This window comes from Micromonospora sp. NPDC049081, from assembly GCF_040648835.1.
Taxonomy (GTDB): domain Bacteria; phylum Actinomycetota; class Actinomycetes; order Mycobacteriales; family Micromonosporaceae; genus Micromonospora; species Micromonospora antibiotica.
In genome coordinates this window covers 413924-427408 of the sequence record NZ_JBEZEK010000002.1, presented here as the reverse complement: position 1 = coordinate 427408, position 13485 = coordinate 413924, and the positions used below count along the sequence as shown (strand labels likewise).

The following is a 13485-nucleotide window of genomic DNA, read 5'->3' as shown; positions in this document are numbered from 1 at the left end:
GCCCGCTCCAGGTCGGGGCGGGGGTGCGGCACGGCACCGGTCGGCGGGACCGGGTCATGGTAAGCATCCGACGCGACGACGCGCCGTGTCGCGTTTTCTCCGCCGGACACTGCGGGTAATGGGCCGGACAGCACCGTGGCGAACCCGCCGCGGCGGGACGGGACGGACGGTGATGGCGATGACCAGTGGGGTGGCGGCCGGGGCGGTGGCTCCGGAGCGGACCGGGCCCGACCGGCTGACGGTGGGCGTGGAGGAGGAGTTCCTCCTGGTCGATCCGCACACCGGTGCCGCGGTGCCCGCCGTCGACCTGGTCATGGCGCAGGTGCCGGCCGAGCTGCGCGGGCAGGTGGAGCGGGAGTTCCAGACCAGCCAGATCGAGATCGGCAGCCCACCCGGGTTGGACCTGGGCTCGATCCGGCACTCGCTGGGTGTGCTGCGCGGCGCGTTGGCCGACGCCGCCGAGCGGGCCGGCGTCCGGGTGCTGGCCATCGGCACCGGCCCGGTGGCGGGACCGGTGCCGCCGGTGGTGGACAAGCCCCGCTTCGACCGGATGATCGAACGGTTCCGGCTGCTGGTGCCCGGCCCCGGCAACAACGGCATGCACGTGCACGTGGGTGTCCCGGACCCGGACACCGGTGTGCAGGTGCTCAATCACATCCGGCCGTGGCTGCCGGTGCTGCACGCGATGACCACCAACTCGCCCTTCTCCGAGGGGGTCGACACCGGCTACGCGAGCTGGCGTTCCGTCGAGTGGGAACGCTGGCCGTCGGTCGCGCCCACCCCCTACCTGGAGTCGTACGAGCACTACGAGCGGCTGATCCGGCAGTTGATCGCCAGCGGGGTGATGCTCGACGAGGGGATGCTCTACTGGTACGCCCGGCTGTCGGCGAAGTACCCGACGGTGGAGGTCCGCATCGGTGACGTCTGCCCGTCGGTCGACGACGCGGTGCTGGTGGCGGGGCTGGTCCGGGCGCTGGTCGCCACCGCCATGGACGACGTGGCGGCGGGCCGCCCGTCGGTGAACACCGACCACCACCTGCTGGTGGCCGCGCACTGGCGGGCCGCCCACGACGGGTTGGAGGGCGACGGCGTCGACCTGACCAACGGTGAGCTGCGCCCGGCCTGGGAACTGGTCGACCGGCTCGTCGAGCGGGTCCGCCCGGCCCTGGAGGCGCACGACGACCTGGCCGAGGTGACCGAGCTGCTGGCCACGCTGCGCCGGCACGGCACCGGGGCGGCCCGGCAGCGGGCCGTGTTCGCCCGGTCGGGCCGGCTGGAGGACGTGGTCACCGAGGTCGCCCGGCAGACCCGTGGCTGACCGGCCCGGGGGCGGCCGGCGCGTGGAAGACTGGGCGTCGTGACGGAGCGGCTGATCGTCGTCGGTGGGGACGCCGCCGGGATGGCGGCGGCCTCCCAGGCCCGCCGCCGCCGCGGCGTCGACGACCTGGAGATCGTGGCGTTCGAGCGGGGGCATTTCACGTCGTACTCGGCGTGCGGCATCCCGTACTGGATCAGTGGACTGGTGCAGGAGCGGGACGCGTTGATCGCCCGCGATCCGGCCACCTTCCGCGACGACTTCGCCATCGACGTACGGCTGCGTACCGAGGTCACCGGCATCGACCTCGACCGCAGGGAGGTCACCGCCCGCCGGCTCGACGACGGCGGCGAGGTCCGCGAACCGTTCGACACCCTGGTGTACGCCACCGGCTCCGTCCCGAACCTGCCCGACTGGGCGGACGACGACGTCGACGGCATCTTCGGCATCCAGACCCTGGACGACGCGGCGGCGCTGCGGGCCTGGCTGGACGCCGACCCGACGCCGACCCGGGCGGTGGTGGTCGGCGGCGGCTACATCGGGGTGGAGATGGCCGAGGCGCTGATCCAACGCGGGCTCGCCGTCACCCTGGTCGAGCGGGGCGAGCAACCGATGGCCACCGTCGACGAGGACATGGCCGGGCTGGTCGCCGAGGCGATGCGCGGGCTGGGCGTCGAGATCCGTACCGGTGTCACGGTCAGCGGGGTCGAGCAGCGCGACGGCCGGGTGTCCGCGGTGGTCACCTCCGCCGGCCCGGTGCCGGCCGACGTCGTGGTTCTCGGCCTGGGCGTACGCCCCAACACGGCGCTCGCCGCCGCCGCCGGTTTCCCGCTCGGCCCCACCGGCGGGGTACGGGTGGACCGGCGGATGCGGGTCGCCGGGGTGCCCGGCGTCTGGGCGGCCGGCGACTGCGTGGAGACCCTGCACCGGGTCACCGGCATGTCGGTGCACATCCCGCTCGGTACCCACGCCAACAAGCAGGGCCGGGTCGCCGGGATCAACATCGGCGGCGGGTACGCCACCTTCCCCGGGGTGATCGGCACCGCCGTGACGAAGGTGTGCGACCTGGAGGTGGGGCGTACCGGGCTGCGGGAGCGGGACGCCACGGCGGCCGGGTTCGCGTTCGTCTCGGTGATCGCCGAGTCGACGAACCGGGCCGGTTACTACCCGGGGGCCCAGGCGATGACGGTCAAGCTGATCGCCGAACGGCCCACCGGTCGGCTGCTCGGCGCACAGATCGTCGGCCGTTCCGAGGCGGCGAAGCGGATCGACGCGCTGGCTGTGGCGCTGTGGAACGAGATGACGGTGGACGAGATGACCGCCCTCGACCTCGGCTACGCCCCGCCGTACGCGCCGGTCTGGGACCCGGTGCTGATCGCCGCCCGCAAGGCCGTCGACGCCCTCGACCGCTGAAGCCCCCCACGTACCGCACCCACGCCGACCACCCCGCCGCACTACTCCTCCGTCCCGCAGCGGCGTGCCGCACAGCACGGCGGAACATTGTGGAGAGTTGTCGCCAGGGCAGCGACAACTCTCCCCGATCCGCACAATGGGCGGGTGGAGATTCCGGCGGGGTTGTCGTGGGTGCGGCAGACGCCGGAGGGGCGGGAGTGGCTGGCCACGCTGGCCCGGTGGCGGGACGAGTGCGCGCAACAGTGGTCGCTGCGGCTCGGCCCGCCCTTCCCGTACGCGTTCGCCTCGCTGGCGATGCCCGCCGACCTGCCCGACGGCACCCCGGCGGTGCTGAAGTTGCAGTACCCGGACCCGGACAGCCGGCACGAGGCCGACGCGTTGGCGCACTGGGACGGCGAGGCGGCGGTCCGGCTGCTCGCCCACGACCCGCAGCGGCGGGCGCTGCTGGTGGAGCGGTGCCGGCCCGGCTCACCGCTGCACGAGCTGCCCGCCGACGAGGCGGTGGACGTGGTGGCCGGCCTGCTGCCCCGGTTGTGGCGGCGGGTGGCCGGGCCGTTCATCCCGCTCGCCGAGGAGGCGACCGGCTGGCGGCACCGGCTGCCGGAGAAGTGGGACCGGGCCGGCCGGCCCTACGAGCGGCGGCTGGTCGACGCAGCGCTCGACCAGCTCGACCGGCTGGTCGACAGCCAGGGCGAGCAGGTGCTGGTCAATCAGGACCTGCACGCCGGCAACGTGCTGCGGGCCACCCGGGAACCGTGGCTGGTGATCGACCCGAAGCCGCTGCTGGGCGAGCGGGAGTTCGCGGTGGTGCCGATCGTGCGCGGCGTCGAGCTGGGGCACTCCCCCGAGGCGGTACGGCGTCGGCTGGACCGGGTCACCGGCGCGCTCGGCCTCGACCGGGACCGGGTGGTCGGCTGGACCATCGCGCACTGCCTCGCCTGGAGCCTGGACGGCGAGACGGTCTTCACCAACCAGGTCGAGGTGGCCCGCTGGCTGGTCGACGGCACGTAGGCGTCGCCCGTACTCAGGGTTGACAGGTGGCGCACCAGTAGAGGTTGCGGCCGGCCAGCCCGCCCCGACTGACCGGGCCGCCGCAGACGTGACACGGGGTGCCGTCGCGGCGGTAGACGTACACCTCGCCGCCGTGCCGGTCGACCCGGGCGGGGCGGCCCATCGCCTCGGGCAGGTGGGCGTCGCGGACGGTGTCGATCCGGCCGCGCGTCACCGCCAGGGTCATCAGCGCCACCAGGTCGGCCCAGAGCGCCGCCCAGCCGGCCGGGGTGAGCTGCCGGCCGGGCAGCGTCGGCCGCAGCCCGGCCCGGAACAGCGCCTCGGTCACGAAGATCAGCCCGGTGCCGGCGACCACCGACTGGTCGAGCAGCAGCGCGGCCAGCGGGGTCGGGCTGCGGCCGATCCGGGCGTACGCCCGGTCGGGGTCGGCGTCGGCGCGCAGCGGGTCCGGGCCGAGCCGGCCGCGCAACGCCGCCACCTCGGGCGGGGTGAGCAGTTCACAGGCGGCGGGTCCGCGCAGGTCGAGCCAGTGCCGGTCGCTGGCCAGCCGCAACCGGACCTGCCCCACCGGTACGGGCGGCTCGCCGTCACCGTCGGTGAACCTGCCGTACAGGCCCAGGTGGACGTGCAGGGTGCGCTCGTCGGCGTGGTGGTGCAGCAGGTGCTTGCCGTACGCCTCGGTGCCGTGCAGGACGGTGCCGGAGATCAGGGCGGCACCGTCGGCGAAGCGGCCCTGCGGGCTGCCGGCGGTGACCTTGTCGCCGGCGAACAGCTCGGCGTGCCGGGCCGCCAGCCGGTGGATGGTGTGTCCCTCTGGCACGGGCACCAAGGGTAGTCAGGCGCCCGTACCCCACCGACGCCGGTGCCCGCCCCGGCCCGCACCGCCCCGGCCCAGCACGGCACGGCACGGTCCAAGCCCAGCCCGACACGGCCCAAGCCCGGCACGGCCCAGCCCGACACGGCTCGGCACGGCCCGGTCGGCCGACATGACACGGCCCGGTCCGGCGCGGTGGTGTGTGGTCGATGGACGTGCGGGGTACATCCAGGTCGTTCCCGCGTGGCGGCCACCGACCCTTCCGAGGGCTCCACGCATCGACAAGGAGGTGTGGTGGTGAACGTTCCTTCGCTCCTGCGTCGTCGTACGGCGCAGGACAGCAACGGTGACGGGGTGGTCGACGCGCGCGACGACCAGCCGGTGGTGACGGACCGGGACGCCGAGCGGGCGACGTACCGCAGCGGGTCGCTGGCCACCGACGGTGAGCGCGACGCCGACGTGGCACGACGCAGCGCCGAGCGTGCGGACGCCACCCGGCGTGGCGTCGACGGCCGCGTCGACGCGGGCGGGCCCGACCCGGATGCGGAGCGGCGGGCGGCCGAGCGCGGCGCGCTGGCGCGGGCGGCGACCGCCCGCAGCGCCGTCGACGGCAGCCGCAGCGCCGCCGCCCGACCCGGCACGGTCGATGAGGAGCCCCGGACGCCGACCGACCCGATCCGGGTCGCCGACGCCGGCCCGGTACGCACCGCGCCGCGCCCGGTGGACGCGGACCGCCCGACCGACCGGGACCGGACGACGCCCGCCGACCGGACGGCACCCGCCGCACCGGCCGGCGTCCCCACCCCGACCACCGACCGGGACCGGGTGGCCGCCGACGAGGTCCGCCCGGAGCCGCCGGTGGTGGCCGGTCCGAAGCCGAGGACGAGCCTGCTCGCCACCCTCGGTCTGATCGTGTCGGTGGTGGGCGCGGCGTTCGTGCTCACCGGTTCCCTGGCCGGGTACGGCATCGCGCTCGGCGCGGTCGGCGCGGTCTTCTCGGTGCTGGGCCTGATCGCGACCCGCCGTCGGCACGTGGCCGGCACGACGGACGCGCTGGTCGGCGTGTTGGTCGGCCTGGCCGCGGTGGTGCTGGGCGTGCTCGCCTTCACCGGCCAGTTCGACTGGCCGACCACCGACGGCGACTGGGTGGCCCGGTTCCGGGAGTGGCTTGACTCACAGTTTGTGGACCGGTTCTGAGGGCACATTTGATCTCGCCGGCGGTTCGCCGGCGACGTTGGACCAGCCGGTTCGCCGGCACCGCCCGACCAGTCTGGTGGTTCACCAGCCGGGCACCCACTCGTTCGGGGGCAGCGGTTCGCCGCCACCGATGCGCACAGGGGCCGTCACTCCCGCCGGGGTGACGGCCCCTTCGCTGTGCGCTGCCACGCAACGGATCGCCGTCGCGGTCGGACCACACGCAACGAACCGCTGTCGTACGCAAGTCTCGGCGGTGGTTGCCGCACCCCCGGGGCACATACCGTTGAGCCACGGCGCCAGCCCGTGGGCCACGGAGGCCGGGCGCGCCCGACCCCAGGAGCAGGACAATGACGATGGACGCCACCAGCCAGCGCTTCCTGATGTGCCGGCCGACGTACTTCGCCGTCGACTACGCCATCAACCCGTGGATGGACCCGACCGCACCGGTCGACACCGCGCTGGCGATCCGGCAGTGGGAGCAGCTGCGCCGCACCTACCTCGACCTCGGCCACACCGTCGAGTTGATCGACCCGGTCGCCGGCCTGCCCGACATGGTCTTCGCCGCCAACGGTGGCACGGTCATCGGGGACCGGGCGATGGCGGTGCAGTTCCGCGACCCGCAGCGCGCCGACGAGGCCCCCGCCTACCGGGCCTGGTTCGAGGCCGCCGGCTTCGAGGTGTACGACCCGAAGCACGTCAACGAGGGCGAGGGGGACGTGCTGCTGGTCGGCGACCACCTGCTCGCCGGCACCGGGTTCCGCACCGCGCACGCCTCACACGCCCAGTTGCAGGAGGTCTTCGGTCACCCGGTGGTCACCCTGCAACTGGTCGACCCGCGCTTCTACCACCTGGACACCGCGCTGACCGTGCTCGACGAGCGGACCGTGGCGTACCTGCCGGAGGCGTTCTCCCCCGGCAGCCGGGCGGTGCTGCGCCGGCTCTTCCCGGACGCCGTCCACGCCACCATGGCCGACGCCGAGGTGCTCGGCCTCAACGCGGTCGGCGACGGCCGGCATGTGGTGCTGCCCGCCCAGGCCACCGGGCTGGCCGCCAAGCTGCGCGACCGGGGTTACCAGACCATCGGTGTCGACCTGTCCGAGCTGCGCAAGGCCGGCGGCGGACCGAAGTGCTGCACGTTGCGACTCCGTCAGGGAAAGGCGAGCCAGTGATCGAGGACATGCTGCGGACCCCGTCCGCCGTCCGGGACGCGGAGCGGTACACCGCGCACAACTACCACCCGCTGCCGGTGGTGATCTCCTCCGCCGAGGGCGCCTGGCTCACCGACGTGGACGGCCGTCGCTACCTGGACTGCCTGGCCGGCTATTCGGCGCTGAACTTCGGCCACCGGCACCCCACCCTGATCCGGGCCGCCCACGAGCAGCTCGACCGGCTCACCCTCACCAGCCGGGCGTTCATCCACGACCAGTTCGCCGACTTCTGCCGGGAGCTGGCCGCGCTCTGCGGCAAGGACCTGGTGCTGCCGATGAACACCGGCGCCGAGGCGGTGGAGACCGGCATCAAGGTGGCCCGCAAGTGGGGCTACCAGGTCAAGGGGGTCGCCCCGGGGCAGGCCAACATCATCGTGGCCGACGGGAACTTCCACGGCCGGACCACCACCATCGTCAGTTTCTCCACCGACGACGACGCCCGCGCCGACTTCGGGCCGTACACGCCCGGGTTCACCGTGGTGCCCTACGGCGACCTGGCGGCGTTGGAGGCGGCGATCGACGAGAACACCGTCGCGGTGCTGCTGGAGCCGATCCAGGGCGAGCAGGGCGTGGTGCTGCCGCCGGACGGTTACCTGCCGGGCGTACGTCGGGTCTGTACCGACCGCAACGTGCTGTTCGTCGCCGACGAGATCCAGTCCGGTCTGGGTCGCACCGGGCGCACCTTCGCCTGCGAGCACGAGGGTGTCGTGCCGGACCTGTACCTGCTGGGCAAGGCGCTCGGCGGCGGCATCGTGCCGGTCTCCGCGGTGGCCGGGAACGCGGACGTGCTCGGGGTGCTCAAGCCGGGCCAGCACGGCTCGACCTTCGGCGGCAACCCGCTCGCCTGCGCGGTCGCCACCGAGGTGGTCCGGCTGCTGGCCACCGGCGACTTCCAGCGCCGCTCCACCGAGCTGGGCGAACGGCTGCGGGCCGGGCTGGAGGGGCTGCTCGGCAAGGGTCTGGTGGCGGTACGGGTGCGTGGGCTGTGGGCCGGGGTGGACATCGACCCTACGCTGATGACCGGCCGGCAGGCGTGTGAGCGGCTGATGGAGCGGGGCGTGCTCGCCAAGGACACCCACGGCTCGACGATCCGGCTGGCCCCGCCGTTGGTGATCACCGCCGACGAGATCGACCACGCGGTGGCGCAGCTCGCCGCGGTGCTGGCCGGCTGAGCCGCGTACCCACGGCGGGTGTCGGGTCGACGCCCCCGTGGTGGCACACCTTGCCGTGGCGGCACACCGGTCACCGTGGCGGCCCGCCGGTGGCATGTGAGCCGACGACCGGCCGGTCTGCGCGACCGGCCGGTCAGGGCGACACCGGTCAGTTGCGGGGCAGCCGCATCGCCATGGTGGGTGCCTCGGCCATCACCGAGGTCGGGGTGAACGCCGCGCCGGTGGGCAGTTCCCGGGCCCGACCGACCTGCACCCCCGGGTACAGCTCCACCATGTCCGCGCCGCCGAGCACCCGGGACTGCTTCGGTGCCAGCGGGACCCGCTCCGCCTCGGCCATCGAGCCGTTCGGCCGGATGCCGGAGCCGTTGGTGCTCACGTCGGTGACGATCACCTCGCCGACCCGCAGCTCGAACCGGACGTGTGCCCGGCTGATCCACCGTCGCGTCTCGTCGTTGAGCCACTGGCCGAGCATCACGCCACCGGGCTCCTCGGGTGCCCGGCCGACCGTCACCGGCTGGTCCTCGGTAAGGACGAAGCGGCGACGGATCAGGCCACCGATCCGGATCGCCAGCACCTCGCTGCGCGGGCGCGGCCCGGCGTCGGAGAGCCGGGCACCGTGCCGGGGGCAGGTCGGCACACCCTGCCGCAGGGCCGGCGGCGGCTGGCCGGCCGGGGCACGGTCCACCCGGGCCAGGTCGGCGAACGCCCCGCCGCCCCCACCGCCGCCGAAGAGCGCGCAGCCCGGTTCCGGGCACCGCCACTGTCGGGCCAGCAACTGCCCACCGACCGGGGAACGGTCCCCCTCGACCGGGGTGTGCCCGCCGCCGACGTGCGCGACGAAGGCCGGGCCGCCGGCACCGGGCACCGGGGCGACCACCCGCCCCGGCTGTTCCACCAGCCACGGGAACCGGCCGCGTAGCCCGTCGAACCGGACCCGGCTGACCACCGGCAGGCCGAGCAGGTCGGCCACCTCCAGCATCCGGTCACCCGGGTTGTCGAGCACCTCGACCAGGCCGTCGTCGGCCCACCGGCGGACCACCATCCGCTCGTTGGAGGTGAGGTCGGCGTCGGAGAGCAGCGCCCGGTGCACGATCGCATAGACCGGGACGCTGTCCTCGGCCAGCTCGCGGGAGAGCGCGTCGATCACCATGCCGAGCCGCAGCAGGCTGGCCGGACGACCACCGTCGAGATCCTGGTAGCGGATCACCTCGGCCAGGTCCAGCACCGCTCGGGCCAGGGACGGATCGGTGCAGACCCGCCCCTCGATGGCGTCCAGCACCTTGCTGATCTCGAATCTCATCGCGCGCTCCGGAGGATCTCGTCGCTCTGCCGGGCCGCCACCGCCGGCCCGGTCGGCACCTGCGCGCCGGCTCGGCGGTGCGCAGGCGCTGCCTTGGCACGACCCTACCGGTGGGCGGCTCAGCCCATCCGGCCCACCGCCGCCCGCAGCCGGCTCACATCCCGCCGACGCCGCTCGTAGGTGGCCGCGAGCGTGATCAACGCCAGCCCGCCGACGGCCAGGTAGATCCAGCGGGGCAGCAGGTCCCAGCCCCGGACCAGTTCGTGCAGCGCGAGCAGGACGAGGCTGCCGCCGCCGAGCACCACCGGCGCCTGCCAGCGCCGGACCGCGCCGACCAGCACCACGCCCAGCGCGGCACCGCCCAGCAGCAGCCGCCGCCAGGGCTGCGGGTCCGCCGCCACCAGCACCGACACCAGGCTGGGCAGCAGAGCGGCGGCGAGCCCGGGGCCGAGGGCCAGCCAACTGGTCAACCCGGGCCGGCTGCGCAGCGCCAGCAGGCCGGCCACCAACGTCAGCCCGGCCACCGGCAGGGTGTACGCCTCCAGCAGCACCACCTCGCCGCTGATCAGCAGCAGCCACGCGCCGAGCAGTTCACTGCCACCGGCCACCGCCCCGAAGACCCACCGTTGGCCGGCCGACTGCCCCGGGTACAGCACCCGCAGCGCCACGGCGGCCCCCCAGAGCACGCAGATCACCGCCGCGTGTCGGATCGCACCGACGGTGAGCAGCAGGGCGAGCACGGCCACCGCCAGCGCGGCGGCCTCCAACGCCCGTACGGTGAGCGACCCGCGCCGGGCCAGCAGGGGTGCGCCGAGCAGCACCGCCACCGCCACCACGAGCACCGGGAACCCGGCCGTCCGGGTCGGCAGGCCGGCGGCCAGGGGCGCGGTCAACGCGAAGGAGGTGGCCGCCGCGACCGTGGTCAGGCAGCCGAGCAGCCGTACCCCGGGCCGCCTGCCGACCGCACCGATCACCGCCGTCACGATCACCAGCAGGGCCAGCGCGGCCAACGTACCGGCCCGGGTGGCGAGCAGCCCGACCAGGCCGAAGAACGTCCACAGCAGACCGATCGGGGTGGTGACCGGCACCAGCAGTTCCCCGCCACGCCGGTGGTCCACCGGTGGCCCACCCGCAGTCGGTGCCGCGCCGGGACCGGGCCCACCCGGGACCGCCGCAGGCGGGGTGGCCGTGGCGACGGCGGCGGTCCGAACCGGGCCGGCGAGCGCGGCGGTGAGCAGCGCCGCGCTGCCGACGAGCAGGACCACCGCCGGCACCACCGGCCAGGGTGCGGGGCCGACGAGCAGCAGCACGGGCAGCGCCGCCGCCCCGAACGGCAGCGCGGCCACGGCCGACCCGGACCGGCGGCCGGTGTACCGGTGGACGAACAGCGCGGCGGTGAGGGCGAGGACCAGCAGCGCCACACCGACCGCCGGGGCACCCGACGGGCCGTCCCCGGTCGGCGCCCCCGACCAGGGTCGGACCGGGTCACCGTAGGGGGCGACCAGCGCGGTGAGGGTCATCGGAGCGGCGGCGACCAGGGCCAGCCCGGCCAGGCCGACGCCGACCACCCGGCCGGTCGTCACCGCAGCGGTACGCCGTTCGGCCAGCACCAGCACGCCGAGCGCCGCCGCGGCATAGAGGGCCGACGACTCCCCACCCGGTACGACGGTCGGCGTGACCACGGCGGCCAGCGCCACGGCGAGCGCGGTGCCGGCGTACCCGTCGAGGTCGGGGCGGCGACGACGGAGCGCGAGCAGCGGGACCAGCAGCAGCACGGCGGCGGCGAACCCGACCCGCAGCTGCCACCAGGCCGGCGACCCGGCGGCCCGCAGCGCGACCGCAGCGCCGGCCGGCACGGTGAGCAGGGCGACCGTCAGGGCGACCCCGGCGACCCGGGCCGCGACGGCGTTCCCCGGGCGGGGGGACAGCGCCACCGCCAGCCCGACGACCAGCACCACCCCGAGTGCCGCCAGCAGCCCCACCGGTTCGGCCGCCGCCACCAGCAGGCCGTGCCCGAGCAGCACGGCGGCACCGGCCGCACCGACGAGCACCGTCGCGGCACGACGGCACCGCAGCACCGCCACCGGCAGCAGTGCCGCCCCGACGACCAGGTCGACCGCGAGGGTGGCCGGCCACGGTGTGGTGGTCACCGCCGGCAGCGCGGCGGCGGTGACCACCACGCCCAGTAGCACGATCACCGGACGGGCCGTCCTCGACAGCAGCAGGAGGCCGGCGCCGACGGTGAGCAGGGCGGTGAGCGGGAGCTGCCAGCCCCACGCGAGAGCGGGACCCGCGGCGGCCCCCTGCCAGGCGGGCAGCGACCGGCCCACCGCGAGCGCCGCGAGGGAACCGGTGGCGAGCACGGTGACCTGGGCCGCACCGGCCGCCACCAGCAGCGCGCCGACCCGGGGGCCGGTGCGGTGCCGCTGCGGCAGCAGCCTCACGCCACCGGCCAGAGCGGCCGCCACCAGGCCGACGGCGAGCAGCAGGAACCCGGCCCGCAGTTCGGCCACCGGCCGCAGCACCGCGACGGCGAGCAACGGCACCAGCAGCCCGGTGGTGAGCTGGCGGAACACCCCGGCACCCGCGACCCGGGCCGCACCGGCCAGGACCAGGCCGACGAGCAGCATCGGCAGGCCGGCCAGCAGCGGCTGACCGCCGGCCCGGCCGAGCACCAGCGGCACCAGCGCGCAGCTCGCGGCGACCGTCGTCGCGGCACCGAAGCCGAGCCAACCGAGCACCCGGCCGGCGAGCACAGCGGTGGAACCGGGCGGTCCGGCGACCGGCCCCCCGCCGGCCGCCGGTCCCCCGTCCGCCGGGACGGTGGTGGCGCCCGCCCCCCCGGCGGGCACCACCACCGCTTCCCCGGGACCCGCAGCGGCCGGAGCCGCCCCGGGTGGCACCGCTCCGGCCAGTGGCGGAGCGGCGGGATCAGGCCCGGCCGGCACCGGGCGGTTCGCTGCCGACCCGGTGGCCGCCGGGACCGGGCCGGTCGGAACCGGGCCGGTCGGAACGGCGAGCGGAGCCGCGCCGGTCGGGACCGGGCCGGTCGGAACGGCGAGCGGGGCCGGCGAGCGGCGGCGCAGCGCGACCACCACCGCGAGGTCGAGCAGCGCCACCCCCAGGAACGTCAGCGTCCAACCGGTGGCCTCGGGCCGGGACTGCGCCACCGCCAGCGGCAGCACCGGCTGGACGACGAACAGCGCCGCGAACCACGGCACGGTGAGCCGGCTGAGCAGGGCGTACCCGGTGGCGACCGCCGCGCTGAGCCCGGTGACCAGGGCGGCGTACCGGGTGCCCGACCAGTCGGCGGTGCCGAGCAGGTTCACCGACCAGGCGGCGTACCCGTCGAGGACCACCAGCAGCAGGCCCACCGCCGCGAACGTCTCGGCGGTGCCGCGCAGGCCGCGCCACTTCGCCACCAACGGCACCGCCAGGGCGAGCGCGGTGAACCCGGCCAGGATCAGCGCCCGGCCCGCCACCCCCACCGCCGCCCAGGCGACCGCGGTGAAGACCACCGCCGCCGTGCCCAGCAGCAGGCCACCGAGGACGAACAGCAGCCACTGGATCGTCCGGGTCGAGGTCTCCGGGCGGCCCGGCGTACCCACGGGTGGGGGTCCGAACCCGGCCGGCGGCACGGACCCGCCGGACCCGACGACACCGCCGGGACGCACCGGGACGACCGGGCGCGCGGCCGGGACGACCGGGTGGCCTGCCGGACGAACGGCCGGCGGAACGGGACGTCCGGCCGGCGCGGGTACGCGGACCGCCGCACCGACCGGGACCGGCGCGGGGATCTCCCGGCGGATCCGGGCCGCCAGTTCCGCCCGCTGGCGCTGCGCCGCGAGCAGGCGCGCGCCGAGCCCCTGGTACGCCTCCCGGGCCCGCTCCACCTCCCGGCCGAGCGAAACGATCTCCCGGTCCAGCCGGACCACCTCGGCGGCGGGCGGGTACGGCCCGAACCCGCAACCGACGCACCCGCGGGTCAGTTCGGCGGGCGCACCGCAGCGGGGGCAGGGGTAACCGGTGTTCTGCACCCGGCCATCCTGCCGGTG

At 75.5% G+C, this 13485-nt stretch carries 9 protein-coding genes; 6 read left to right on the top strand and 3 right to left on the bottom strand.

The window, feature by feature from the left end:
- Nucleotides 1–178: 178 nt before the first annotated feature.
- The 3 genes from AB0B63_RS05745 (at nucleotide 179) to AB0B63_RS05735 (ending at nucleotide 3739) form a co-directional block, all read left to right on the top strand.
- Complete coding sequence (locus AB0B63_RS05745) at nucleotides 179–1318, top strand: glutamate--cysteine ligase (RefSeq protein WP_357014875.1); 1140 nt, start codon at nucleotides 179–181, stop codon at nucleotides 1316–1318.
- A 39-nt stretch (nucleotides 1319–1357) separates the two neighbouring features.
- Entirely contained in the window at nucleotides 1358–2728 is a 1371-nt protein-coding gene (locus tag AB0B63_RS05740) for an FAD-dependent oxidoreductase (protein ID WP_357014872.1), read from the top strand.
- Nucleotides 2729–2872: 144 nt separating this feature from the next.
- On the top strand, nucleotides 2873–3739 hold the full coding sequence (locus tag AB0B63_RS05735) for an aminoglycoside phosphotransferase family protein (RefSeq protein ID WP_357014869.1): 867 nt from the start codon (nucleotides 2873–2875) through the stop codon (nucleotides 3737–3739).
- A 13-nt stretch (nucleotides 3740–3752) separates the two neighbouring features.
- Here the strand turns inward: AB0B63_RS05735 and AB0B63_RS05730 are convergent, their stop codons facing one another.
- On the bottom strand, nucleotides 3753–4559 hold the full coding sequence (locus AB0B63_RS05730) for a DNA-formamidopyrimidine glycosylase family protein (RefSeq protein ID WP_357014867.1): 807 nt from the start codon (nucleotides 4557–4559) through the stop codon (nucleotides 3753–3755).
- Between the two features lie 291 nt (nucleotides 4560–4850).
- On the opposite strand from AB0B63_RS05730, the gene AB0B63_RS05725 reads away from it, so the two are divergent.
- The 3 genes from AB0B63_RS05725 (at nucleotide 4851) to rocD (ending at nucleotide 8130) form a co-directional block, all read left to right on the top strand.
- On the top strand, nucleotides 4851–5750 hold the full coding sequence (locus tag AB0B63_RS05725; protein WP_357014865.1) for a thrombospondin: 900 nt from the start codon (nucleotides 4851–4853) through the stop codon (nucleotides 5748–5750).
- A gap of 353 nt (nucleotides 5751–6103) precedes the next feature.
- Nucleotides 6104–6919, top strand: coding sequence for a dimethylargininase (gene ddaH, locus AB0B63_RS05720; RefSeq protein ID WP_208568495.1), 816 nt, complete (start codon nucleotides 6104–6106; stop codon nucleotides 6917–6919).
- A complete protein-coding gene (gene rocD / locus AB0B63_RS05715) occupies nucleotides 6916–8130 on the top strand; it encodes an ornithine--oxo-acid transaminase (protein ID WP_357014863.1) in 1215 nt (404 codons plus the stop codon). Before ddaH ends, rocD begins: the two co-directional genes overlap by 4 nt.
- A gap of 148 nt (nucleotides 8131–8278) precedes the next feature.
- On the opposite strand, the gene AB0B63_RS05710 is transcribed toward rocD, so the two are convergent.
- Together AB0B63_RS05710 and AB0B63_RS05705 are read right to left on the bottom strand one after the other, a co-directional pair.
- Nucleotides 8279–9430: an FHA domain-containing protein gene (locus AB0B63_RS05710; protein WP_357014860.1), complete on the bottom strand. Its 1152-nt coding sequence runs from the start codon at nucleotides 9428–9430 to the stop codon at nucleotides 8279–8281.
- A gap of 119 nt (nucleotides 9431–9549) precedes the next feature.
- Entirely contained in the window at nucleotides 9550–13467 is a 3918-nt protein-coding gene (locus AB0B63_RS05705) for a hypothetical protein (protein WP_357014857.1), read from the bottom strand.
- Between the last annotated feature and the right edge of the window lie 18 nt (nucleotides 13468–13485).